Source organism: Hymenobacter sp. YIM 151500-1, assembly GCF_025979885.1.
Classification (GTDB): Bacteria; Bacteroidota; Bacteroidia; order Cytophagales; family Hymenobacteraceae; genus Hymenobacter.
On sequence record NZ_CP110139.1, the window covers coordinates 2,010,183 to 2,031,976 of the forward strand.

At 62.8% G+C, this 21,794-nt stretch carries 27 protein-coding genes and 1 tRNA gene; 13 read left to right on the plus strand and 15 right to left on the minus strand.

Annotated elements, in window-relative coordinates:
* Window positions 1-168: 168 nt before the first annotated feature.
* From OIS53_RS08325 to OIS53_RS08340, 4 genes are all read right to left on the minus strand, one after another.
* On the minus strand, window positions 169-981 hold the full coding sequence (locus tag OIS53_RS08325) for an enoyl-CoA hydratase/isomerase family protein (RefSeq protein ID WP_264681936.1): 813 nt from the start codon (window positions 979-981) through the stop codon (window positions 169-171).
* 176 nt (window positions 982-1,157) lie between these two features.
* On the minus strand, window positions 1,158-3,395 hold the full coding sequence (locus OIS53_RS08330) for a ComEC/Rec2 family competence protein (protein WP_264681937.1): 2,238 nt from the start codon (window positions 3,393-3,395) through the stop codon (window positions 1,158-1,160).
* Window positions 3,396-3,575: 180 nt separating this feature from the next.
* A complete protein-coding gene (locus OIS53_RS08335; protein WP_264681938.1) occupies window positions 3,576-4,016 on the minus strand; it encodes a GNAT family N-acetyltransferase in 441 nt (146 codons plus the stop codon).
* Between the two features lie 84 nt (window positions 4,017-4,100).
* Window positions 4,101-5,207 carry a PhoH family protein gene (locus tag OIS53_RS08340; protein WP_264681939.1) on the minus strand — a complete coding sequence of 369 codons (1,107 nt, stop codon included), beginning with the start codon at window positions 5,205-5,207 and terminating at the stop codon, window positions 4,101-4,103.
* Window positions 5,208-5,381: 174 nt separating this feature from the next.
* Here OIS53_RS08340 and OIS53_RS08345 point away from each other — a divergent pair, with 174 nt between their 5' ends.
* From OIS53_RS08345 to OIS53_RS08380, 8 genes are all read left to right on the plus strand, one after another.
* Window positions 5,382-6,161, plus strand: coding sequence for an SAM hydrolase/SAM-dependent halogenase family protein (locus OIS53_RS08345; protein WP_264681940.1), 780 nt, complete (start codon window positions 5,382-5,384; stop codon window positions 6,159-6,161).
* Window positions 6,162-6,255: 94 nt separating this feature from the next.
* A complete protein-coding gene (locus OIS53_RS20380; protein WP_319805484.1) occupies window positions 6,256-6,729 on the plus strand; it encodes a putative quinol monooxygenase in 474 nt (157 codons plus the stop codon).
* An 18-nt stretch (window positions 6,730-6,747) separates the two neighbouring features.
* The gene (hscB, locus tag OIS53_RS08355) at window positions 6,748-7,290 is read left to right on the plus strand and encodes a Fe-S protein assembly co-chaperone HscB (RefSeq protein ID WP_264681941.1); all 543 of its coding nucleotides are present in this window, start codon (window positions 6,748-6,750) and stop codon (window positions 7,288-7,290) included.
* A 25-nt stretch (window positions 7,291-7,315) separates the two neighbouring features.
* Window positions 7,316-7,397: transfer RNA gene (locus tag OIS53_RS08360), tRNA-Leu, on the plus strand.
* 167 nt (window positions 7,398-7,564) lie between these two features.
* Window positions 7,565-8,857 (plus strand): site-specific integrase, encoded by a 1,293-nt coding sequence (locus tag OIS53_RS08365; RefSeq protein ID WP_264681942.1) that lies wholly within the window; start codon window positions 7,565-7,567, stop codon window positions 8,855-8,857.
* A gap of 478 nt (window positions 8,858-9,335) precedes the next feature.
* Entirely contained in the window at window positions 9,336-9,854 is a 519-nt protein-coding gene (locus OIS53_RS08370) for a thermonuclease family protein (RefSeq protein ID WP_264681943.1), read from the plus strand.
* 55 nt (window positions 9,855-9,909) lie between these two features.
* Window positions 9,910-10,545 carry a DUF6266 family protein gene (locus OIS53_RS08375; protein WP_264681944.1) on the plus strand — a complete coding sequence of 212 codons (636 nt, stop codon included), beginning with the start codon at window positions 9,910-9,912 and terminating at the stop codon, window positions 10,543-10,545.
* Between the two features lie 184 nt (window positions 10,546-10,729).
* On the plus strand, window positions 10,730-11,407 hold the full coding sequence (locus OIS53_RS08380; RefSeq protein ID WP_264681945.1) for a hypothetical protein: 678 nt from the start codon (window positions 10,730-10,732) through the stop codon (window positions 11,405-11,407).
* A gap of 110 nt (window positions 11,408-11,517) precedes the next feature.
* Here the strand turns inward: OIS53_RS08380 and OIS53_RS08385 are convergent, their stop codons facing one another.
* The 8 genes from OIS53_RS08385 to OIS53_RS08420 form a co-directional block, all read right to left on the minus strand.
* On the minus strand, window positions 11,518-12,174 hold the full coding sequence (locus OIS53_RS08385) for a PD-(D/E)XK nuclease-like domain-containing protein (RefSeq protein WP_264681946.1): 657 nt from the start codon (window positions 12,172-12,174) through the stop codon (window positions 11,518-11,520).
* A 33-nt stretch (window positions 12,175-12,207) separates the two neighbouring features.
* On the minus strand, window positions 12,208-12,453 hold the full coding sequence (locus OIS53_RS08390) for a hypothetical protein (RefSeq protein WP_264681947.1): 246 nt from the start codon (window positions 12,451-12,453) through the stop codon (window positions 12,208-12,210).
* Between the two features lie 51 nt (window positions 12,454-12,504).
* Window positions 12,505-13,206 (minus strand): hypothetical protein, encoded by a 702-nt coding sequence (locus OIS53_RS08395; protein WP_264681948.1) that lies wholly within the window; start codon window positions 13,204-13,206, stop codon window positions 12,505-12,507.
* A 66-nt stretch (window positions 13,207-13,272) separates the two neighbouring features.
* On the minus strand, window positions 13,273-13,527 hold the full coding sequence (locus OIS53_RS08400; protein WP_264681949.1) for a hypothetical protein: 255 nt from the start codon (window positions 13,525-13,527) through the stop codon (window positions 13,273-13,275).
* Between the two features lie 3 nt (window positions 13,528-13,530).
* A complete protein-coding gene (locus OIS53_RS08405) occupies window positions 13,531-13,845 on the minus strand; it encodes a DUF3846 domain-containing protein (protein WP_264681950.1) in 315 nt (104 codons plus the stop codon).
* Window positions 13,846-13,895: 50 nt separating this feature from the next.
* Entirely contained in the window at window positions 13,896-14,195 is a 300-nt protein-coding gene (locus OIS53_RS08410; RefSeq protein WP_264681951.1) for a hypothetical protein, read from the minus strand.
* Window positions 14,182-14,472, minus strand: a complete 291-nt coding sequence (locus tag OIS53_RS08415) for a hypothetical protein (protein WP_264681952.1) — start codon at window positions 14,470-14,472, stop codon at window positions 14,182-14,184. Before OIS53_RS08415 ends, OIS53_RS08410 begins: the two co-directional genes overlap by 14 nt.
* Window positions 14,465-14,788, minus strand: a complete 324-nt coding sequence (locus OIS53_RS08420; RefSeq protein WP_264681953.1) for a hypothetical protein — start codon at window positions 14,786-14,788, stop codon at window positions 14,465-14,467. Before OIS53_RS08420 ends, OIS53_RS08415 begins: the two co-directional genes overlap by 8 nt.
* Before the next feature lie 181 nt (window positions 14,789-14,969).
* Here OIS53_RS08420 and OIS53_RS08425 point away from each other — a divergent pair, with 181 nt between their 5' ends.
* Window positions 14,970-15,389, plus strand: a complete 420-nt coding sequence (locus OIS53_RS08425; protein WP_264681954.1) for an SLOG family protein — start codon at window positions 14,970-14,972, stop codon at window positions 15,387-15,389.
* A 243-nt stretch (window positions 15,390-15,632) separates the two neighbouring features.
* On the opposite strand, the gene OIS53_RS08430 is transcribed toward OIS53_RS08425, so the two are convergent.
* A complete protein-coding gene (locus tag OIS53_RS08430) occupies window positions 15,633-16,751 on the minus strand; it encodes an IS110 family RNA-guided transposase (protein WP_264681955.1) in 1,119 nt (372 codons plus the stop codon).
* Window positions 16,752-17,809: 1,058 nt separating this feature from the next.
* Window positions 17,810-18,928, minus strand: a complete 1,119-nt coding sequence (locus OIS53_RS08435) for an IS110 family RNA-guided transposase (protein WP_264681956.1) — start codon at window positions 18,926-18,928, stop codon at window positions 17,810-17,812.
* 457 nt (window positions 18,929-19,385) lie between these two features.
* Between OIS53_RS08435 and OIS53_RS08440 the strand changes: the two genes are divergently transcribed.
* The 4 genes from OIS53_RS08440 to OIS53_RS08455 are packed head-to-tail and all read left to right on the plus strand — an operon-like array spanning window position 19,386 to window position 20,893.
* Window positions 19,386-19,874 (plus strand): M15 family metallopeptidase, encoded by a 489-nt coding sequence (locus tag OIS53_RS08440; RefSeq protein WP_264681957.1) that lies wholly within the window; start codon window positions 19,386-19,388, stop codon window positions 19,872-19,874.
* Window positions 19,875-19,878: 4 nt separating this feature from the next.
* A complete protein-coding gene (locus OIS53_RS08445) occupies window positions 19,879-20,325 on the plus strand; it encodes a hypothetical protein (RefSeq protein ID WP_264681958.1) in 447 nt (148 codons plus the stop codon).
* Window positions 20,326-20,378: 53 nt separating this feature from the next.
* A complete protein-coding gene (locus tag OIS53_RS08450; RefSeq protein WP_264681959.1) occupies window positions 20,379-20,675 on the plus strand; it encodes a hypothetical protein in 297 nt (98 codons plus the stop codon).
* 23 nt (window positions 20,676-20,698) lie between these two features.
* Window positions 20,699-20,893, plus strand: coding sequence for a hypothetical protein (locus OIS53_RS08455; protein WP_264681960.1), 195 nt, complete (start codon window positions 20,699-20,701; stop codon window positions 20,891-20,893).
* Between the two features lie 68 nt (window positions 20,894-20,961).
* Here the strand turns inward: OIS53_RS08455 and OIS53_RS08460 are convergent, their stop codons facing one another.
* Window positions 20,962-21,543 carry a TlpA family protein disulfide reductase gene (locus OIS53_RS08460; RefSeq protein WP_264681961.1) on the minus strand — a complete coding sequence of 194 codons (582 nt, stop codon included), beginning with the start codon at window positions 21,541-21,543 and terminating at the stop codon, window positions 20,962-20,964.
* Window positions 21,544-21,794 lie beyond the last annotated feature (251 nt).

Below are 21,794 nucleotides of genomic sequence, written 5' to 3' on the forward strand. Positions count from 1 at the left end.
TGAGAAGGTTTGGATAGGTAACGGGAGGAAAAATAAAAAAGAACGGACCTCTTCGGCGAGACGGTGCCGTTAAAACCAGCACCCCGAAGGTGGGCTTCGGCCCGCCAGAACGATTCGTGTGCTGTCGTTCTGGCGGGCCGAAGTCCACCTTCGGGGTACTGGCTCAGCTTAGTTGTCCCAGGTCAGCTTTTCCTTGTTGAGAAAAGCGGCAATGCCGCGGCGGCAGTCCTGGGAGCCGCGGGCTTCGGCATTCATGCGAGCAGCGTAGCGCAGGCTTTCTTCCAGGGGCATTTCAGGAATGCGGGCCAGCATTTCCTTGGTGGTTTCCATGCTCTGCGCCGAGTTTTCGACGCACAGGCGGCGGGCAAAGCGGTACACGTTGTCGGCCAGCTCCTCGCGGGGCACCAGGAAGTTGACCAGGCCGAAGTCGAGGGCGGTTTGGGCCGGCACCACGTCGCCGGTAAGCAGGAGCTGCTTGGTGCGGGCCTCCCCTATTTTGCGCAGCAGAAACACGCTCACAATGGCCGGCAGAAACCCGATTTTCACCTCGGTGTAACCAAACTTGGCTTCGGGCACGGCAAAGGCAAAGTCGCAGATGGTGGCCAGGCCGCAGCCGCCGGCCAGGGCGTGGCCCTGCACCTGCCCGATTACCACCTTCTTGAGGGTGTAAATCTGGTGAAAGAGCTGCATGAGGTGGGTGGAGTCGGCCAGGTTATCGGTGTAGCCAAAGTTTTGCAGCTCCTGAATGTAGCCCAGGTCGGCACCGGCGCAAAATACGTCTCCCTCGGCCCGCAGCACGACTACTTTGCAGGCTTCGTCGTTTTCGGCAAACTCAAAAGCCTGCTTCAGCTCGGTTACCACGTCGGCGCTGAGGGCGTTGCGCTTGTCGGGGCGGTTGAGGGTGATATAGCCGATGGCGTCCTGGGCCTCGTAGCGAATGTAGCGCAGGGCCTCCAGTTCCTGAGTGGGCATGTCTTCCATGGGTCGTGGACGTTGCGGTCGGTGGTCGGTTTAGGGTGCGGCCCGCGGCCTGTAGCTTGTCGGCAGCAAGAAATACGCTGGGCGCAAAGCCAAACCTAGCAAAATTGATGCTACTACTACCTGCTATAGCGCAAGCCCGCCGCCAAAGGTTCGGTGAGGCCACGTGCCGCGCTACCCTAGGGCCGGGGCCGCAGGATAAAGGCACCGCGCAGGGTTACGTCATGCGTCTGAAAACCAGCCTGCTGTAGCAGAGAATCCTGCCGGGCCACGTACCAGCTCTTGCACGAAGAATCGAACACCACCGGCGCCGCCGTGCCGAACCGGGCTGCCAGCTCCGGGGGCCGCACGCGGGCGTTGCGGCGCAGCACTACGAGGTCGGCGCCAAGGGGCTGGCGCGCGTCGTACTGAAGGCGGCCACTCACGAAGGCCACGCGCAGCCCGCGCCAGGCGGCCAGCGTGAGGCCCGGCTCCACGGGGCGCACCGGCACCGGGCTGCCGCGCCAGCCGGGGTGGTAGCCCACGCGCCGCGCCTGCCGCCGAATCAGGCCCGGCACAATGCGGTAGGTGCGCTCCGTCTCGGTGAGAGGCAGGGAATCGACGGGCACAATGTCGACGGCCGCGCCTTGCCAGAAGCCCACCACCGAGCGGCGCGGAATGCTGTAGACGATGAGCTGCTCGTCGGGGGCGAGGCGGTAGGCGGCCCACACGCGGCTGCCGGCAAACACGCCCAGCAGCGTGCACGCCACGCCCAGCCACGCCAACCGCCGCAGGGCCAGAAACGCCAGTCCGGTCACAATACACCCGAACAGCAGCCAGGTTTGCGGAGCCGTGACGTGGATGCCGGAAAGCAAGGCTCCGGGCAGGGCTTCCCCAATCCAGAAGATGTACTCATTGAACAGCAGAATCATCTTCTCAAACACCCACGCCACCCCGCGGGGTGCCCAGTCGAGCACGGAGGCCACGCCGGGCGCCCCCAGCCCTGCCAGCGCCACCACACCTTTCAGCACCAGCAGGGTTAGCCCCACATACACGGCCCCACTGGAAATAGGCACGGCCACGAGGTTGGACAGCAGAAAGCTGAGCGGGAACTGGTGAAAGTAGAACAACCCCAGCGGCAGCGTGGCTACCTGGGCCGCCAACGACAGGGCCGTAGCCTGCCAGGTTTTATCGAGGAAGACGCCGGTCCACTTCCACAAGTGCTGCACCAGCGCGGGCTGCCAGGGCCGGCGCTGGTCGAAGAAATAGTCTTTGGGGGCCAGCCAGCCGGCAATGCGGGGCTGGAGGTAGAGGATGCTGAGCACGGCCAGAAACGAGAGCTGAAACCCAACGTCGCAGAGCAGATACGGGTCGTAGCAGAGCAAGGCGAAAGCCGCGGCGGCCAGCAGGTTGAACATGGACACCTGCCGCCCCAGGGCCCGGCCCACGCTCACAAACGAAAACAGCACGGCCGCCCGTAGCACCGACGCCGACAGCCCCGTCACGAAGGCGTAGCTCCAGATAACAGCCAGCCCCAGCAACGCCGCCACCAGCCGAAACAGCCGCCCGCGCCGGCCCGGCAGCAGCCCCAGCAGCCACGTCACGGCCCCAAACAGCAGCCCCACCTGCAACCCCGACACGGCCATGATGTGAGTGGTGCCGGTGTTGGCGTAGGCCTGCCGGGTTTGCTGGTCCACGTCGTCTTTGATGCCCAGCACCAGGGCCGAGGCCAGGGCGTACTCGCGCGGAGCGCGCACGTACTCCCGAAACACACCGTCGAGCACCCAGGCGGCGCGCATGGCCACGGCCCGCAAGCGGTTGGGCGGCGCCACCGCCACCCGCCGGTACTGGTCAGGGTGCACAAACTGCTGGTGGTACACCTGATGGTACTGCAGGTAGCGGCGGTAGTCGAACTCGCCGGGGTTGAGCGGGGCCTTGCTGGGAGCCGGCGCTCCGCGCACCACCCACACGTCGCCGTACTGCGGAGCCGTCACGCCCGTTTCCCGCGGCACCGACACCCGGATACCGCCCACGGCCGGCACCCAGCGCCCCGCCACCCGCACCGCCGACACCCGCACGGTGGTGGCGTAGGTAGCGGGCCGGGTTACGGTGTAGTCGTCCACCACGGCGCGGTAAAACTCGATGCGGCTGCCGAAACGGTAGAGGTGATTAGGGGCGCGGCTTTCGGTGGCTTGCTGGGTGAGGGCAGCCCCCGCCACCAGCAACGCTAGCACCGCCAGCAGCCCGGCCGCATCGGTGGGACCGGGCGTGAGCTGCCGCGCGGCCCACAGCTGCACCCCAATAAAGACGGCTATGGCGCCCACCAGCCACGGCAGCAAGGGCGGCAACAGCTCACCAAAATACAGATGCAGCAGAATACCGCCCATGAGCGGCAGCACCAGTCGAATAAAGGCGTTAGGCGCCCACTTAATCACCATAGAAACAAGCCATGCGCAATTGGTACACTGCTATTCTTCACCCTAACCTCTCACTCGAGCAAAATAGATAAAAAATAGTACGCCGTAGCGCAAACTTCGTAGTTCGCGGGTTCTCGCATTGTTGGCGCGTCACCGTTTTAATAAACCGCCCAGGCGCAACCTATAAAGTTGTGCTACACCTCACGCCGGGCGCTGCCAGGTCATCTTGTAGTGCTGAATACCGGCCTCTTCAAACATCTCCCCTACTTTCTCAAAGCCATGCCGCTCGTAAAAGCGCACGGCGGGCAGTTGGGCGTTCAGGTACACGGTAGCGGCGGGGTGGGCGGCTTGCACGTCGTGCAGCACCGCCCGGAGCAAGGCGGCACCTGCTTGCTGGTTTCGGTACTGTTCCAGTACGGCAAACCGCTCCAGCTTTACGCCGCCGGCCGTCAGGCGCCAACGGGCAGCGCCGCAGGGCGTGCCATCGGTGGTGTGGGCCAGGTAGTGCGTGGCTCCTTCCCGGTCGAAAGCGTCATGCTCCAGTTCGGGCGGCACGTTTTGGCCTTCTACAAACACCTTCTTACGAATGGCAAAAGCCTGCTCCAGCTCGGCGGGCGTGGTGATGCGGTGGGCGGTAATCATAGCAAGAGCGGTTTTTTTGGAAAGCAAACGGCGCGGCAGCAAAGCTACCGCGCCGTTGTAAAACAGGAATGCCTAAGTCCTGACTTATTGCTCGTGGTTGACGGGCAGGGCGGACCGGCCATCGTCCTCGCGGCGGGCATCGGGGTGGCGGGCCGGGTCGTGGTAGGCCACTTCCTCCTGGCGCCGCCGGTACGAGGGTTGGTAGTCGCGGGGTGGCCGGCCAGCCTGCTCCCGCTGCTGCTGCACGTCGAACTGGTCGTAGGCCTGCACAATCTGCTTTACGAGGCGGTGGCGCACCACGTCGTCGGAGTTCATTTCCACGAAGCCAATGCCGCTGACGTTTTGCAGAATATCAAGCGCCTGAATCAGCCCCGACTTCTGCTTGGTGGGCAGGTCAATCTGGCTTCGGTCCCCGTTCACCATTACCTTGGCCGACGGTCCCATGCGAGTCAGAAACATCTTTAGCTGCGAAGGCGTGGTGTTCTGGGCCTCATCCAGCAGCACAAACGCGTTGTTAAGCGTACGGCCGCGCATGTACGCCAGCGGGGCTATTTCGATAGTTTTGTTTTCCAGGTAAAACTTGAACTTCTCCGGGGGCAGCATGTCCTCCAGAGCGTCATAAATCGGCCGCAGATAGGGGTCTACCTTTTCCTTCATGTCGCCGGGCAGGAAGCCCAGGCTTTCGCCAGCCTCCACCACGGGGCGCGAAATGATGATTTTTTTGACCTCCTTGTTCTTGAGGGCCCGCACCGCCAGCGCCACCGAAATGTAGGTTTTGCCCGTGCCGGCCGGCCCCAGGGCAAACACCAAATCGTTTTTCAGTACGGCATCCACCAGGCGCTGCTGGTTGGCGGTTTTGGCTTTGATGACGCCGCCCTTGGCCCCGAACAGAATAACGTCGGGTGAGGCCGCCATGCGCGCCTCGTCCAGCTCCTCGTCGGCCGAGGTTAGGTACTGGCTGATGGTTTTATCGGTGATTTGCCCGTACTGGTGATAGTGCTCCAGCAAGGCCGACAAGATATCGTTGATACGGCTGATGACGGGCGTCTGGCCCTGAATCTTGATTTCGTTGCCGCGCGAAATGATTTTACTGCCGGGAAAAGCCGCGGCCAGCTGGCGGATGTTCTGATTATCGGGGCCCAGGAACTCAACCAGGGACACGTTTTCTAGCGTGATGACTTTCTCGACCAATCTGTGGGAAGTTAGAGCAAAACAGAAAATGGAAGGCGCCGGGGCGTCGCCGTTGCAACCCAGAACAACAAACAACGCAAGAACGTTGCTGTTCCCGTTTCGCAGCAAAACGCCTACTTTTGCCGCCCCCACCGGGGCACTGGCAATAGTACGAAGAACTCCGAATTTCCGGCCATGGGCTTGATTACGTTTCTGTCCGACTTTGGCTACCGCGACCATTACGTGGCGGCCGTGAAGGCGCGGATTCTGCAACTGGCCCCCGCGGTGCCCGTGCTCGACATTTCCCACGGCATTGAGCCCTTTAACATTGCCCACGCCGTGCACGTGCTGGCCTCGGTGTACCAGGATTTTCCGGCCGGTACGGTGCATCTGGTGGGCGTCAACGACCTGGGCGCCCCCCGGGCGGCGTGGCTGGCGGCCGCTTTTCAGGGCCACTACTTCGTGACGGCCGACAACGGCCTGCTGCCGCTACTCTGCGACGGCCGCCCCGAGCAAGTGGTAGTGCTGGGCGCGGGCCAGGCGCCTACCTCCTCCCCTACCCGCGACCTGCTGGCTCCCGCTGCCGTGCGCCTGGCCCAGGGCGAACTCCTACCGGAACTGGGCGCCGCCGCCACCGACGTGTACCAGCTGCTGAACCGGCAACTGCGCCTGCAAGACCACCGCATTACGGGCCACGTGGTGCACGTCGACCACTACGGCAACCTTATTACCAACATCACCCGCACCGCTGTGGAAGTGCTGGGCCGCAGCCGCCCTTGCACCATTCACTTCGCCCGCGAAACCGTGCGCGACATTCTTCCCCATTTCCAGGCCGCCGACCCTGGCGAGGCCGTGTGCATCTTCAACAGCCAGGATCAGCTGTGCATTGGCATCAACCAAGGCAACGCTTCGGAACTGCTGGGCCTTCACTTCGACTCCCAGGTTGATGTGCGGTTTCCAGCGGAAACCACCTAGTTTTACAACTATCTCCAATACAGAAACTTATATTTGTTTATAAGTTATGTTAAGCAATTTATGACATCCTGACACACGCCTTTTTCATACTTCTATGCTGATTAGAATCGTGCGCATGACGTTCGTGCCGGAGCGAGTAGCTGAGTTTCTACAACTCTTTCATAGCTCAGAAAACCAGATCCGGCAAATGCCGGGCTGCCAGTTGCTGGAGTTGTGGCAGGATGCCGACCAGCCCCATGTTTTTTGCACCCACAGTAAGTGGGAGTCGGCCGAAGCTCTCAATGCCTACCGTCGCTCTGAGTTATTCGGGCGGGTGTGGCCAGCTACCAAGGCGCTGTTCGCCGCGCCGCCCCTGGTGTTTTCGGCGCAGCAAGTACCACCTGCCGTGCGCCGGGCCAACATTACCGACAAGGAACTGGACCGGGACATTATCAACCTGTACCTGCCTGAGCCTGACAGCTACTTTGGAACCGAAGCAGAGCTGCGCAAGCTCTATGGCAGCGACTACGATGAAATAATACGGATGGCGCAGGAGGATGATGAACCATCTTCCCCTCCTTCCGCGTAAGCCTGCTTTTCTGCCCTCATGGCCGCCTTGCCCGACTACTTCGCCTTCTACAACCTACCCGAAAGCTTTTTACTTGACGAAAAAGCCCTCAAGCAAAAATACTACGCCCTAAGTCGCGAGTACCACCCCGACTTTCACGCCACGGCCAGTCCCGAGCGGCAACAGGAAATTCTCCAATTGGCGACGGTAAATACCAACGCCTACCGCACTCTCTCCGACCCGGAGCAGCGGATGGCTTACATTCTCGGCCGCCACGGCCTGCTGGAAGAAGGCAGGCAGGAGTTGCCCGCTGACTTTCTAATGGAAGTCATGGAGCTGAACGAACAACTCATGGAGCTGGAATTTGAGCCCGACCCAGCCACAGTAAAACAGGTAGAAGAAGAAGTCAACGCGCTGACAGACACCCTCGACGCCGGCATTGAACCTGTGCTGGCCGGCTACGAGGGCTTGCCCACTGCTACCCGCCCTCAGGCTCTGCAGCAAATTCGGACCTATTACCTGAAAAAGCGCTACCTATTGCGCATTCACGAAAGTCTGGCTAAGTTTGCTGCCCGTTCCTGAGTTACCGACAGGCACGGCATAAAATGCCCAGATGGCGGAATCGGTAGACGCGTTGGTCTCAAACACCAATACCGCAAGGTGTGCCGGTTCGACCCCGGCTCTGGGTACGACCTCGCAAGACGTGAGGTAAAGAATAAGCCCCTAAAAAGCCGTGAATCAGCTAGATACACGGCTTTTTAGGGGCTTTCTCGTTTTAGACTCCAGATGTTTTCCGGCGACTCTAGGCGTAGGATCTGTCCCCAATCCTGCCCCCACACTTGCCCCCATCTGTATCATGAACATTTGCTTTGAAAGACGCGCTGAGCGGCCGGATTCGGCCGGGCGCTGTGTCATCCGGTTGGTAGCTACGTTTGAAAACCAGCGGCTGCGGCTAGGGTCCAAGGAGAAATGCCTGGCCTCGGAGTGGAACGACAAAACCGGCTGGTTCCGCAAGTCCTTCGCCGATATTGACAACGCCACTACCCGGTTGAAAGACTTTCGGAACCGGGTGGAGACGACGTATAGCGACCTGCGCACGAAGCATGGCATCGTGACGGTGGCCCAGCTTAAGGCGGCGTTGTCAGTGGATGCGGACGCGCCCGCGCCGGGCCTCGTAGAACTGCTGGACGAGCACCGGGCAGGCCTGCTGGGGCGCGGATTTCGCCGTAACACGGTGAAAGGCTACAAGACGACGCGCAACGCGGTAGCGGAATGGGTAGCCACTCTGCCAGGTGGAATGACGGTACCCGAGTACAACACGGTGGCTCATGACGCGCTAATCGGATGGCTGCGGGAGGAGAAAGGCCACGGTCAGAATACCATTGCTGGCATGGTCAAGCACCTAAAGCCGTTCCTCACGTGGGCCCAGGAAAGCCGCGGGCAGACGCTGGCCGTGGACCCGTCGAAACTGCCCGTGGAATGGGAGGACGTGGAAAAGTGCTGGCTCACGGCCGACGAACTGACGGCGGTGGCTTCGGCCATGCTGCCGAGCAATCTGGCGCTGGTGCGGGATGCTTTCGTGTTCTGTTGCTATACGGGGCTGCGGTACTCGGACTTGTCCGATCTGCATCCGGGCAATCTGGCCGACTGGAAAGGTGGCAAGGTGCTGCGGCTGACGCAGACCAAGACCCGAACGGGCGTGAGCATCTACTTGACCGCGCCGGCGTTGGCGCTGCTAGGCAAGTATGATGGGACACGGGCGCGGCTGATGCCGGTAATGGCTAACGCAGTGATGAACCGCTACCTGAAGCGCATTGCCCGGCTTGCGGGACTGGAGCAGCCAGTGGAACTGGTGGAAACGGTGGACGGGCGGGTGTTCAAGCGCGCCGTGCCGAAATGGGAATTGGTGACCATGCACACGGCGCGGCACACCTTCGCCACGCAAAGCCTAATGCGCGGAATGCCAGTAGAGGTGCTGCAAAAAGTTCTGGGTCACGCCAACATCAAAACCACCCTTATTTACGCTAAAATCGTGGAAGACTTCCAGCATCACACCATGCAGCGCATCTGGGAAGGTCAGGGCTCGGTTTCCGTCAGCGCGGGGGCTCTGGACAACCAGATTTGCGCCGTGGAGCCCTCGGCAGCCTGAACGTATCCTTCGGCTTCTACCATGCGGCCCGCCAGATTGGCGGGCCGTTTTTGTAGGTGACGGGTGAGGTTGGGTAACAGGTCGGGGCGAATGACGACTTCCAGCGGGCAACCTAGACGTGGACGGTCAAGATTCAGGAAAGTGTAACCGGCTTTCGTGGTATAGACGCGGGCCACGAGGGCACGGACATGGACATATTCACCGGGCCGTTTAGCAGCCTCTGCGGCAGTTATCGTTGCGGATGGCGGTGTCGTCGAGCAGCATAGCAGCAGCACCGCGAAACATCGAAAGAGCATGGTAGCAATATAGCAGCCTCGGACGCAACAGCACGAACACTACAGTAAACTGTCATTTCATACATTATTCTGTAAAATTCTACATATTTGTGAGCATGAAGGCTCTCATCATTGTGGCATCGTGGATTCTGGTCACGCACCTGGCATCGGGACAAGTACGGGCCTCAACCCTTCGCAAGCTGATGTCTGTCCCACCGAAGCCGGTGGCAGCAGCCCGGAGAGGTACGGGGCCAGAATACGGGGCGGTGCGCCGGGTGCTGGATGGAGATACTTACGAGGTGCTGCTCCCAGCTGGGCTGGTGCGGGTGCGGCTGCTGGGCGTGGACGCACCAGAGCTGGGCCAGCCTTTCGGCCAACAGGCAGCTGATTCGGTAGCGCGGCTGCTGCGGGGCCGGCTGCTGGAAGTGAACCGGGGCGCGGCCGATGTGTACGGGCGCACTCTGGCCGGGCTGCGGGTAGCGGTGGAGGGCGGTACCGGCCGGAAATGGCTACGGGTAGACAGCTCGGCGGTGGTTCGGGGCTGGGCCTGGGCTTACGAGCCAGGGCATACTACGCCGCGCTGGGCTCTGCTGCAACAGCTCGCCCAACTCCGGCACTGGGGACTGTGGAAATGCGGCAACGCTGCGCCGGTACGGCCGGCGGTGTGGCGGGCCTATACCAAACAAGAAAAATTAGCCTGCTGGGGTGGCTGCTCCTGGTAGGTGATGCGCGCAAACAGGCAGCAACATCTTTTCTCTCACTTCAACTTTTTTAACGATGGCACGCATTTACAGCCCGTTGGGCAACATCAAAGGCAGCATCGGCAACATCACCTTCTCGGGTGGAGCCGGCAACAACCAGCTGCGCCAGAAAATTGCCAGCAACGGCAGCAACACGCCCGCGCAACAGAACACGCGCAGCCGCTTCAAGCTGCTGGCCGACCTGTTTCGCAAGTTCGCGGGAGCGGCCCAGCTGGGTTTGAAGCCGCAGGGCGGCAAGTCGGCCTACAACCGTTTCGTGCAGCAAAACTTCGTCAACACCCAGTCGGACGCGCAGAACGTGGCCTCGGTAGATTACCTGAAGCTGGTGCTGTCGGGCGGTTCGGTAGAGCCGCTGTCGGGCGTGTCGGCCGTGCTGGACGCGGTGGCTGGCAAGGTGACGGTGAGCTTCGCCGACAACTCGAACGGCAACACGGCCCTGGAAACGGACCGGGTGAAGGCCGTGCTGGTGAACAAGCAGACCGGCCGCGTGGTGTCGCAGGCCGACGAGGACGTGAGCCGCGCTGATGGCTCGGTGGAGCTGGACGACGACGCGCTGACGGGCGCGCAGGCCGCCGACCTAGTAGCCTACGCCTTCGCCTACCGCGCCGATGGCTCGGACGCCTCGACTACTTTGGCCGCTCAGGTAGCCTAACGTAGGCAATGAAAGCCGCTTCGGTCCGCTCAGGACCGGAGCGGCTTTTTTGCATTCGGGCCGGATGGTGGGGTCGCCGGGCACCTGGGAGCAGCCTAGTAGAAAGCTAGGAGGAGGCTAGGAGAAGCCTGGGCCCGCTAACTGGCATTTTCGATTGGATTTTTTCACTTCAACTGTTCGCATCATGGCAAAGAGGACGGAGTATCAGAAACAGGCCGATAAGCGCACGAAGGATGCGCTGCGGCTGCGGGCCCGGTTTGACGGGCGCATCCGCAAGGCGGCGCAGCAGTTGATAACTGCGGCGGCCGGGGCGCTGGACGCCCGCAACCGCCTGAATAGAATCAACCAGCTGTACGGCGTGGACATCAGCACGGAAACGCTGTTAGCGCACAGCGTGCGGACAGGCGACCTGGGCGGGCAGCTAGCGACGCTGCTGGGGGAAAGCACCCCCGGCGAGGAGGTGCAGCTGTTCAACCCCACGCCGGACGGTAACGGCGGGGTGGTGCTGGCATTGGAAGCCGTGTTCGGCGAAGTACTTACCCCCCAGGCTTCCCCGCTTGGTCCTGGCCCGCTGGTGCCTGCCGCCCCGGCGCTGACCTTGACCAGCTTCACGCATTCGTACTCGGCGCCTTATGACAACATCACCTTGCAGGTGGCCTCGCCGGTGCCGACGGATATGGGCTACGATTTGTCGTTTGACGTGCCCGGCTCGTATCAATACCCAAATCTGGCCCTCAACAACGCCATTACCTTGTCTCTGTCGCCCGTCATGCCGGGGCAGGTGGTGACGATGACGGCGGTAGCGGCCTCCGGGGCGCGGCTTACTCACACATTTACTGTGGGGCAAGAACCGGAAATATAGGTTTTAGGATGGCGTAACGCCGTTTGCCTTTTCTTTAGAAACAGAAAACCCCGGCCGAATTGGTCCGGGTTTTCTGTTTCAGTTGTGTTGGTTTTATCTACACAATTCTATCAAGCTGCTAAAGCGCCTTCGCGCTGTTGAACCAATGCGGTCAGTAAGCGCAGATACTTCTTGCGGCCCTGGGCCATCGTGTCGGCGTCGGCGGATAACTCGACCAGCCAGATTTCATGCGGGGTCTTCTTCTGCACCCCTACAATCAGGAAGCGGTCAGCACCCAGCACGTCGGAGTAGAAAGCGGCCTGGCGGTCGTAATCGTACTGCTCGACGGTGGCGACGAAGCGGGCATAGTCCTGGCAGCTGGTAGTTTTGAAGTCTACGAGCACCCGGCGACCGAGGCGGGGCGTGGTCAGCAGCAGGTCGGGGCGGATTTTGACGGTCAGGCCAGTTTCCTGGTGGGTGGCCGTGTGCGTCAACTCGGGGGTGCCGCGGTAGAGTAGGTCGCGGCAGTAGCGGTGGCGGCGCACGGCGGCGGCCAGGCCGTCGAGCAGGCGCAGCTGAGCCGGGGGCAATTGGGGAGCGGCGTACTGGTGAGGCTCCAGCACGGCCTCGTGGAAGGAAGCGCCGAAGGTCAGGGCCTGTGGGTTGGGGGTGCGGAGCTGGCCCAGCAATTCGGCTTTGAGGGTACTCAGGTCGGTGTTGCTGACGTGGGGCAGGGCGCGGTGCTGGGCCTGGGTCAGGCCGGGGTGAGCTTGCAGGTTGGAAAACATGGGGCTGGGCGTTAAATGGTAAAAGGTCAGCATTCAGCTGATGAAGGCCAGGCGCTGAGACTCGCCGTGGCGGTGGAGCCAGATGTGGGCGCCGCCGCAACCGACTTCGTAGGCCGGGGGCGGGAACAGGCCGCGCACGGCTGGGGCCAGGTCGCGTAGGTCGGGTAAGGGCTCAGCGGCCTCGATGAGTTGGGCCAGTTGGGTGAGGCGGGCGGCCTCGGCTTCGTCGCGGGCGGGCAGGTGCACCACCAGCTGCGGTACTTCCAGAGAGGTAGGCATACGGGAAAGGCGTAGGTGGCCCCCTACCCTGCCGGGCAGGGGGCCGATGAACTACTCGGCTTCGGCGGTGGTGGCCAGCTCGGCGGCCTCGGGGAGTTGGGCAACTTCGGCCTTCGGATTCTGGTAGCCGTGCTGGATGCGCACATCGGCCGCGCCGGTGTGGGTTTCCTCGCGCCAGATAGGAAAGTCCTGGGCAAACTCGCGGCGGGCCTGCACCTCGGCCGGGTCAGCTACCTCGTAGCTGAATTCGGCAATGTAGTAGGTGGCCTTCTTGCCCTCTTTGGTTGTTTCCTTCTTACTGGCCTGCACTTTCACTACCACATCGGCCAGCGTCAAATCATCATAAAACAGCGGTTCGATGAGACGGTACAGGTTCTCGACGCTGTAGCCGTGGAACAATACGGCGCAGATAGCGCCCTTTTCGTCGGCGTAGAACAACTCAGCCCAGAGCTTGCGGCCCATGTTCAGGATGTCGTCCTGGAAGATGCGCCAGGCCAGCGGAATGAAACTTAATGAGCTGCCCAGCGGCGTGGTGCCGTTGATGTTGAACTGGCCGGCTTTGGCGTCGAAGCGGATTTGGCGCGGGTGACCGGGTAGGTAGCGGAAGCGGCTGGTTTCTACGACCTCGCCGGATTCTTCGTCTACAGCGGCCGTGAGGTAGGCCCGGCTGGGGGTGGCGACGGGGGCCAGTTCGGCGGCCGGAGCGGCGGGCGTGGCGGTTGCAGTTTGGGCGGTGGCGGATTGTTTTGCCATTGCGGGTAAGGGGTTGATGGTGAGAAATGATTGGGGGCCGGTTAGCGGCCCGGCCCCCGGTAGCCGTTAATAATCGGTGTCATCATAGTAGCCCTCGGGCGCCCAGGGGGGCGGTGGCTCGTGGAAAACCTCGCCGCCTTCCTCCGGCTCGGCGTGGCAGGTCTGGAAGTGGCGGGCGTCGCGGATGGCTTCACGCATGGCGGCGGCCCTGGTGGGCCGCTCGCCGTTAGCAGTGGTCGAGTAGAAAGGCTGGCGCAGCTGCCAGACAAAGCCGAAGCGCGGGCAGGGCCGCACCCAGGCGCGGAACGTGGGGGCCTGCATGGCTTAGCGGAATTGCTTGTCGTGGCAGAGAATGACGCGGCCCACAATGCTGTCCACGCCGCGGGCGTCGGGTTGGTACTGGTACCACAGATAAGTAGCCAGCAGATTCAGGTAAGCCGGGTTACGGAATTTGCCTTCGTCGTCGATTATCAGAATGAGGTCTTTGGAAAGGCGCACCACGTCCACCGTTTGGCAGTCGAGCAGTTCGTACAGCTCGGCCAGCTTAAAGCTGTGGCCGTTGCGGGGACGGATGGGTTGAGGCTCGGCGCTGTGCGGGTCGAGCAGGTGGGGTTGGTATGTCGTAGCGGTTGCGGGCATGATGCGGGCAGTAAGGGCCCGCGCCGGGCGGGGCGCAGGCCGGTGGTTGGTTATTTGAGGTCCCAGGGGTGGGGATGGTAATCGTCGGCCGGGGTGGGCAGCAATCCGTAGCAGTCGGCCGGGCGTAGGCGGATGACGGGCGGCGGGGCGGCGTTCAGCGCATCGGCGGCGGCCTGGGCCTGCTCGTGGGTGGCGTAGGCGCCGGGGGCAGCCTCCTGCTGATAGTGGCCGGGGCCTCCGGGCGTAGTGCCGGGTTGGGCCACGTCGCGCACCACGGCCCAGCCCAGGTTGCCGGCGTACAGGCAGGCCGTATGCCAACGGCCTGCCTGCGGAGCATTACCAGCGGGCATACTGCTGGCGGAAGCGTTGTAGCTGCGTCCCTTCCGGGCTGGCGTGGAAAGCCTCAGCCGCGGCTTTGTAGGCGGCGCGGGCCTGCTGGTGGCGGATGATGGCGGCGCGGATGCGAGCGAAGCGGGCGGGCTGGCGCGGGTACTCGTCACGCAGACCGTAGAGTGCCTGGCGGGCATCGTGCAGCACGGCCTGGGTGCGAGCTAGCTGCTGGCGCACGGTGGGCGCCGGAGCCGCCCCCACCGATGCGGCGGGAGCAGCCAATACGGCGCTATACATGGGCGGACACCCCGGCGTATTCGTCCTCGGCTTTCACAACCTCGCAAACGGCTACAAAAGCGTAGGCGGGAGCCACGGCGCGCAAGGCGCGAAAAGCAGATTTCAGGGCCTCGAACGGGTTGCGGCCGGAGCCGGCGAAGCCCCCGGCAGGCTGGCTGGCCGGGCGCTCGGCCAGCGAGAAGCTGACGTACCAGCGCGGGCCGATGCCCTGGTCATAGGTGGCGGCAGACTGCGAGACGTAGATGCCCTGGAACGGGCAGAAAGCAGGGCCCTGCCAAACGGCGGCGGCAAGCTGAAGCAACTGAGTGGGTAGCATGGCTGTAGATGTTAGCCGGTGGGGTGCGCTCCTGGCGGGCCGGGCCCTGCCTGCCTGTGCGCGGACGCCGGGGGCCTCTCCCCCGACTTTCTATACAATTATACGGAAAACTGTAATTAAAAGCAAAGAAAACAGTAAATAATAATTTACAGAATTAAGAAAATAATTACTATCTTTCTGTATGGATAATGTACAAAAAGAGGCAACCACAGAGAGTGGACTGGCAGTGGCGGTAGTAGGTAGCCGGAGCGTGCAGGGTGGCCCTACGGCTAAGCGCCTAGCTTGCTACCTAGCGCACCTGCGGCCGGCGCTGGTGATAAGCGGGGGCGCGGCGGGAGCCGACCAACTAGCGGCCAGCTGGGCGCGAGCCAACGGGGTGCCGCTGCTGGAACTGCGGCCCGACTACGCTGCCCACGGTGCCGGCGCGCCTCATGTGCGCAATGCGGAAATAGTGCGCCGGGCCGACCTTGTACTGGTGCTGTGGGACGGGCAAAGCCGGGGCACGCTGAGCGCCGCCCGCGCCGCCGCCCGGCTGGGCCGCCGCTGCGAGTGGCTGCTACACGCCCCGCCCGCCGGGCCAGCCGGTGGCCTGGAACTGTGAGGCCTGCACCGCTGCGCCTGGGGGTGGTGGCCAGCACCGCCGTCCCGGACGGTGGCAGCTGAGGTACTAACTGAGGCCTGAAAATGCGCGGCACCGGCTGCTGGAACGGCGCGGCCGACCTGACCAACCGCTAAAAGCCTCGGCTGGGGGGCTTGGGGGGCGGCCTGAGCACCCCCAATAGACCGGCCCGAAGGGCACCTTATGAGATACTGTGATGGAAAGCAAAAAATCCGGGGCGCTTTTTTATCTTTGGGTGTCCTGAAGGAGAACCTTTTGGGGTTCATCCTGCGTAGCCTCGACTGCTTCGGTAGCCGGGGCTACTTCTTTTTCAGCGGGCGGGGCCAGGCGATACTGCGGGTCGTAGGGCCGGTCATTCGTCCAGAGCGAATAACAGAGCAGCAAGAGCTTGCGCATAACGGCAATCACGCCCGGCTTGCCGTTGGGCTGGCGGGCCCGCAACTGGGTATAGAAGGCCTTCTGCTGGGGATTGCAGCGCAGGCTGCTCAGGGCGGGTAGGTAAAGAGCCGTGCGCAGGCGCACGTTGCCCCGCCGGGAAATGCGGGCGGCCCGCGCCGCCAGCCCGCTTTGGTGCTGCACCACGTCCAGGCCGGCGTAGGAGGCAAGCTGCCGCTCGTTCTCGATGAGGGCGAAGCCGTTGGTTTCGGCCACTACGAGGATGGCCGACGTCAGGCCCATGCCGGGGATGCTGGTCACATGCGCCAGCCTGCGGGCCAGGTCCGGCTCGGTTTCCAGCAGGGCCTTCAGGTCCTGGTCGACGGCGCGGACCTGGCGCGCCAGCAGCTGCAAGTGGTCGGCCAGGCGTGCCAGGGTGCGGGCGTCGGGCCGGTAGCTGTGCTGGTAGGCGTGGCGCTGCAGCTTGAGTTTGGCCGCCTGCTGCGTCAGGCTCTGCCGTTCGCGGGCCAGGACCCGCAGCTGGCGCAGGGCGGGCGTGGGCGGCTGCCAAGCGGGCAAGACCCGTTCCAGGCCCAGGCGGCAGAGCAAGCGGGCGTCGAGCTGGTCGGTCTTGCTTTTTTGCTCAGTACTGTGGGCGAAGTGCTTGACTTTGTTGGGCAACAGCACGCTCAGCGCCTGGGTGTTATCGGCCAGAAAATAGGCCAGCTCCTCGTAATACACGCCCGTGGCCTCGACCACGAACCAGAGCGGGGCGGCAGCCGTCCGCTGCTGGCCCGTCCACGCCAGCAAGGCGGTAAAGCCGGCCAGCGTGTTGTCGAAGGTGGCTTCTTTGCCGAAGCGCAACTGCTGGCTGGCCTCGATGCGGCCGAAGCAGGCCACGAACGTGTCTTTGGCAATGTCAATGCCCACGACGTATTTGAGCGGGGCGGCAGCAGCAGGCGAGGCCATAAATAAAGAAAAAAGGGTGAAACAACGCGACCAGACAGGTTTTTACCGCAACTTTCCTTGTGCAAATGCGGGATGCCACTGCCGGGGCGGGCTCCCTCCATACTGTGCAGTCTTCGGGCAAAAACGGGAAACGGGCACGTTTTCTCACAAACAAGGTCAGCGCCAAGGCCCCGCCTTTGGGGAGTAGGGTGTCTCCGTTTCCTTTTCTGGCTACCTCTCAACTTAAGGCATTGCAATCATACAAGGGTGTAGCGGCCGACCAACGGAAGGCGGCGGAACCCGAGGCAGATGACCGGGCGTCAGCCAGGGCATGGACGCTGGGGTTTGGGGTGCCCCCAATGAAACCGGCCGCGGAGCGGCACCTTATTGTCGGAACCACCGATGGGCGCGTAGGCAAAGGCCAGGCAGCCCGCTTGGGAGGTGGCGACCCAAGGAGCCGCTGACCTTGCGAATTGGCGGCCTGGGCCGTGCGGTGGGCTGGCGTCAGAGTCAGTCGGGGTGGCAGGCAGAGGCTGGCCGACCAACGAGAGGCGGGCCGGGGCGTGGGTTTTCGGTAGCAGAGGCTGGCTGCCGTGCGGTGAGCTAGTGGGGAGGCAAGGCAGCGGGCCGGAGCGTGGGGCGGTCGGCAGCAGCGGCAGAGTCGGGCGGCGGGCAGGCGGAGGCCGGCTGACCGGAGCAACCGGAGCCCTGCAAGCATAGCGAATGAGGAGCGCAGAGCAGCGGAGCGACGAATGAGCGGAGCGCAGCGTGGGCGGAGGGCACGGAGGGAAGCGGGCCGGGCGGGGCCTCGGTAGCGGAGGCCGGGCACCGGCGCGGTGGGTTTTGCGGGAGGGTAGCGGTGCTGGGCCGGAGCGTGGAACGAGTGGTGAGCGGGACGACGGGCGGCGCTTTTTGGGGCGCGGCCCGGCGGCCTGCGTGGGGGCGGTAGCCGACTGCCGGGGCCCTTTTTCAGGGCTTGGGCAAGCGGCGTTGGGCGGTTAGCATCACCAGAGACGAACAGCAGCGGGAGAAATGCGCAAGATACTGTGATGGAAAGCAACCCGATGGGCGGATTATTTTTAGCTTAAGGCTTCCAAAGGAGTGCCTGTGGGTACATCCTGCGTAGCCTCAGCTCCTTCGGGCGTTGGGGCTACTTTTTGGGCTGGTGCCGTCGCCGGATGATACGCCGGGTCATACGACTGGTCGTTTTTCCAGAGCGAATACGTCAGCAGCAGCAGTTTGCGCATCACGGCCACTACGCCCACCTTGCCATTGGGAGAGCGGGCCCGCAGCCGGGCGTAAAACGCTTTTTGCTGCTCGTTGTAGCGCAGGCTGCTCACGGCCGGCAGGTAGAGGGCCGTGCGCAAGCGAGCGTTGCCACGTTTGGAGATGGCCGTCGGGCGGGCCAGGTTGCCGCTTTGCCGCTGCACTACGTCCAAGCCGGCATACGACGCTAACTGCCGCTCATTCTCGACCAGGGCGAAGCCGCTGGTTTCGGCCACGATGGTCACGGCCGTCAGCAGGGCAATACCCGGTACACTCGTGAGCTGGGCCAGCTTGCGGGCTAACTCCGGGGTGGCCGCCACCACTTGCGCCGTCTGTTCGTCAATGGCCTGCATCTGCTCCTCGAACAGCGCCTGCCGCTGCTGCAAGCGGGTCAGGGCCAGCGGATCGGGCTCGTAGCTATGGGCGTAGGCATGGGCGCGGGTTTTGGTCTGCGCGGCCTGCGTGCGCAAGGCGGCCCGCTCGCGGCTGAGCGAGCGAAGCTGCCGCATGGCCGGGGTGAGCGGCTGCCAGGCCGGTAGCTGGCGCTCCAGCCCCAGGCGGCAGAGCAGGCGCGCATCCAACGCGTCGGTTTTGCTTTTCTGCTCGGTGCTACGGGCAAAGTGCTTGACTTTGTTGGGCAACAGTACGCTTAAGGCCTGCTGGCGGGCGCTCAGGTAGTAGGCCAATTCTTCGTAGTACACGCCCGTGGCTTCGACCACGTACCAGAGCGGACAGGCGGGCACCGTTTGCCCCGAGGCCACCCAGCGTTGCAGCGCCTCGAAGCCGGCGGCATCGTTGGCAAACACAGCCACTTTGCCCAGACGCAGGCGTTGGGTGGTGTCGATGCTGCCCAGGCAGGCGGCAAACGTGGCCTTGGCAATGTCGATGCCGACGACATACTTGAGCAACACGGGTGGGGAAGAGGCGGCCATACGCACGGAATAAAAGGTGAAACAACCGCTACCCGCCGGGTTTTCACCGCAGCTTTCCTCGTGACATGCGGGATGCCGCCACGTCGGGGCTCCCTCTATACTGTACAGTCTTCAGGCGAAAACAGAAGGCGGGGCACAGTCTCTAGCGCCCAGCATCACGGCGGGCCCGCCGCGTGCTTAAGGATGGGTGGTGACCCCGCCTTCCTTGCCGGTAGCACCGATAAAATACGGCACTGCAATCATACGAGGGATGGGAGCCAAGCCGACGCAGGAGGCTGCCCGCAGGGCCGCAGCGAAGCGGAGTGGCGGACAGCCCGACCCGAAGGGATGTGCCCAAAAAAATACAATCTAAGATAACAGCTATTCACTCTATAATGAATAATCCTGAGCAAATATTTCTTACATATTTATGTAAATTATTGCAACTTTACCGCATTAACTTACATCAAACTAAAATATGTTTCGCTCCACTCTCTCACCTTCAAGATTGCCGCCGGAGCTGACGCCGAAGCAGGCGGCGGTACAAGCCGTGCGGTTGGCACAGGCGGTTCCGGCGCTGGCGGCGGCTTATGATGAGGCATTGCGGCGTTGGCTATCGGACCCTACGTTGCGGCTAGTGGGGCGGCCGATAGTGACGGAGTGCTTTCGCTCGGTGGAGCGCCAGAACGAGTTGTACGCGCAGGGGCGTACCCGGCCAGGCATTATTGTGACCTACAAGCGGGGTGGTGAGTCCAAGCATAACCTCTCTCCTACCCCGGCGCTGGACGTAGCCTTTCTGCTGGCGGATAGGTCGGTGTCGTGGTCGGGGCTCTTACTGAGCAAGTTTGCGCGGTTGATGAAGGCGGCCGATACGCGGGTGGTGTGGGGCGGGGATTGGGCCGCGTTCAAAGACCGGCCCCACTTCGAGCTGCTGACCGCGCAGAAAGGAGGGCCGGGCCGTGGCTAATCCGGTGCTGGACAATTGGGGCGTGGTAACGTCGGTGGTGGGCGGGGCGGTGGCCGTGCTGCTCTACTTCGTGAAGAACTGGCGAGCCGTCGAGGAGCTGAAGGCCACCTGCCGGACGAACGAGCAGAAGTCGGAGGCGCTGACGTTGCGGGTGGACGAGTACCACGTGTCGGCGGTAGCGCGGGAAGCGAAGCTGCGCGACGAAATGCGGCTGGACATCGAGCGGCTGCGCACCGAAAGCCTGGAGCAGCGCGAGGCCCTGCGCCAGCAGATGACCGAGCTAGTGCTCAAGCTCACCGAGCGGCTGGGCCACATCGACAAGACGATGGCGCTGGTGGAGGAACGCACGCGCAATCTGTCGGACGCCTACAAGGAGCAGGTGGAGCGCAACCGGTGGGCCGACCGGATTCTGGCCCGCTTGGAACAATACAATGGCTCCGCGGGGGCCTAGCATATCCGGGCCGCCGGGTGGCGGCTCGTTTTTCACTAAACCCTTTTTCAACTATGGACAAGAAACTAACGGTTCTGGACCGAGTGACGCTGCCCACACCTCGGTTCTTTCGCAAGGTGCGCACCATCGGGGCGGCCCTGGCAACGGTAGGCGGCATCATTGCCACGGCGCCGGTGGCGCTGCCGGCGGCCATCGTAACGCTGGGTGGCTACCTGGTGCTGGCCGGGTCGGTGGCGGCGGCCGTGTCGTCGGTGGCCGTGGACCCAGACGCGGACCTGAAAGGTCCCGATGGTCGCACGGCGGCCGAGGTACGGGACATCGTGGAGCGCGGGGACGCGGCTTCATTGTAGCTCACTTTAACGCTGCCTGCATCATGGCCAAGAACCCACCTACTGGCGACAATGCCCGCAAAGGGGCCGTGCGTAAACGGTCCCAGACCTACAATCCGACTACCCAGCAGTACGTGAAGCGCGACGCCGATTCGGGCCGCTTCATGGATGTGAAAGAGGACGGCAAGCCATTTAAAGGGGTGCGACGCGAGAAGAAACGGCCGCGCACCAAAATTTAGGCGCTAGAAAGCAACGAAAAGGGCGCCTACATGCTAGGTGCCCTTTTCGTTGTTAGGTGCTGCATTGACTAACGGGCCAGTTGTTGCAGAAACTGTAGCATTTCCGGACTGTTGTAGTTAGCCATGCCCTCGTGGCGGGCCACAATAGTGCCAGTGGGTGAAATGATATATGTGGTGGGAATAGATTCGGTGTTGAACACGGCGGGCACGTCGCCGGCCAGGGTGTAGATGGGCATAGTGAAGCCGCGGCGGACCGCGAAGCGGCGGGCTTTCTCGGGATTTTCGTCCATCGATAACAGAACCAACGCTATTTTCTGGCCCCGTAACTTGTCGTGCAGGCGTTGCAGGCCGGGCATTTCGGCCACGCAGGGCGGGCACCAAGTGGCCCAGAGGTTGAGCAGGATGGGCTGGCCGCGCAGTTCGGCCAGTGTGGTCAGGCGGCCATCGAGGGTGCGCAGGGGCAAGCTGTAGTCGGCCTGTGGTTGCGTGGAGGCAGGGGCCAGCTGCGGCTGAAACAGCCCGGTGGCCAGTAGTGCCTGCTGGGCGCAGCCCAGCACTTCGGTGTGCCAGCCTGTGAGGTAGAGCGTGAGGGGAACGAGGACGTAGAGGGCGGGGCCAAACCCGCGCCGCAGCAAACCGGATACTTTCATAAGCAAACGCAAAGGCAGCCGATGGGGCTGCCTTTGTCGGTGGTGGTAAAGCTACCAGCCAATTCAGTACTTCTTGTGCACCAGCAGCCACTCTTGCAACTCTTATTCAGTAGCCTATCCTGCTCCTACTGAGTCAGGCCCAGGCTGGCAAACCAAGTGCAGTTGTCGGCGGGCAAGATGCTGGGGGCCGGGTAGCCAGGCGGTGCTCATCGGCTTCCAATGGCTTTGTCCCTACTGCATTGGAAAAGGTA

Bases quoted from the DNA above. Each gene is read 5' to 3' on its own strand.
- OIS53_RS08450 (WP_264681959.1), top strand. From the start codon at position 20,379: ATGGACAAGAAACTAACGGTTCTGGACCGAGTGACGCTGCCCACACCT.
- OIS53_RS08335 (WP_264681938.1), bottom strand. From the start codon at position 4,016: ATGATTACCGCCCACCGCATCACCACGCCCGCCGAGCTGGAGCAGGCT.
- OIS53_RS08390 (WP_264681947.1), bottom strand. From the start codon at position 12,453: ATGCCTACCTCTCTGGAAGTACCGCAGCTGGTGGTGCACCTGCCCGCC.
- OIS53_RS08415 (WP_264681952.1), bottom strand. From the start codon at position 14,472: ATGTATAGCGCCGTATTGGCTGCTCCCGCCGCATCGGTGGGGGCGGCT.
- OIS53_RS20380 (WP_319805484.1), top strand. From the start codon at position 6,256: ATGCTGATTAGAATCGTGCGCATGACGTTCGTGCCGGAGCGAGTAGCT.
- OIS53_RS08460 (WP_264681961.1), bottom strand. From the start codon at position 21,543: ATGAAAGTATCCGGTTTGCTGCGGCGCGGGTTTGGCCCCGCCCTCTAC.
- OIS53_RS08330 (WP_264681937.1), bottom strand. From the start codon at position 3,395: ATGGTGATTAAGTGGGCGCCTAACGCCTTTATTCGACTGGTGCTGCCG.
- OIS53_RS08440 (WP_264681957.1), top strand. From the start codon at position 19,386: ATGTTTCGCTCCACTCTCTCACCTTCAAGATTGCCGCCGGAGCTGACG.
- OIS53_RS08380 (WP_264681945.1), top strand. From the start codon at position 10,730: ATGGCAAAGAGGACGGAGTATCAGAAACAGGCCGATAAGCGCACGAAG.
- OIS53_RS08395 (WP_264681948.1), bottom strand. From the start codon at position 13,206: ATGGCAAAACAATCCGCCACCGCCCAAACTGCAACCGCCACGCCCGCC.
- OIS53_RS08405 (WP_264681950.1), bottom strand. From the start codon at position 13,845: ATGCCCGCAACCGCTACGACATACCAACCCCACCTGCTCGACCCGCAC.
- OIS53_RS08345 (WP_264681940.1), top strand. From the start codon at position 5,382: ATGGGCTTGATTACGTTTCTGTCCGACTTTGGCTACCGCGACCATTAC.
- OIS53_RS08425 (WP_264681954.1), top strand. From the start codon at position 14,970: ATGGATAATGTACAAAAAGAGGCAACCACAGAGAGTGGACTGGCAGTG.
- OIS53_RS08430 (WP_264681955.1), bottom strand. From the start codon at position 16,751: ATGGCCTCGCCTGCTGCTGCCGCCCCGCTCAAATACGTCGTGGGCATT.
- OIS53_RS08455 (WP_264681960.1), top strand. From the start codon at position 20,699: ATGGCCAAGAACCCACCTACTGGCGACAATGCCCGCAAAGGGGCCGTG.
- OIS53_RS08410 (WP_264681951.1), bottom strand. From the start codon at position 14,195: ATGCCCGCTGGTAATGCTCCGCAGGCAGGCCGTTGGCATACGGCCTGC.
- hscB (WP_264681941.1), top strand. From the start codon at position 6,748: ATGGCCGCCTTGCCCGACTACTTCGCCTTCTACAACCTACCCGAAAGC.
- OIS53_RS08325 (WP_264681936.1), bottom strand. From the start codon at position 981: ATGGAAGACATGCCCACTCAGGAACTGGAGGCCCTGCGCTACATTCGC.
- OIS53_RS08375 (WP_264681944.1), top strand. From the start codon at position 9,910: ATGGCACGCATTTACAGCCCGTTGGGCAACATCAAAGGCAGCATCGGC.
- OIS53_RS08400 (WP_264681949.1), bottom strand. From the start codon at position 13,527: ATGCAGGCCCCCACGTTCCGCGCCTGGGTGCGGCCCTGCCCGCGCTTC.
- OIS53_RS08385 (WP_264681946.1), bottom strand. From the start codon at position 12,174: ATGTTTTCCAACCTGCAAGCTCACCCCGGCCTGACCCAGGCCCAGCAC.
- OIS53_RS08370 (WP_264681943.1), top strand. From the start codon at position 9,336: ATGTCTGTCCCACCGAAGCCGGTGGCAGCAGCCCGGAGAGGTACGGGG.
- OIS53_RS08435 (WP_264681956.1), bottom strand. From the start codon at position 18,928: ATGGCCGCCTCTTCCCCACCCGTGTTGCTCAAGTATGTCGTCGGCATC.
- OIS53_RS08420 (WP_264681953.1), bottom strand. From the start codon at position 14,788: ATGCTACCCACTCAGTTGCTTCAGCTTGCCGCCGCCGTTTGGCAGGGC.
- OIS53_RS08365 (WP_264681942.1), top strand. From the start codon at position 7,565: ATGAACATTTGCTTTGAAAGACGCGCTGAGCGGCCGGATTCGGCCGGG.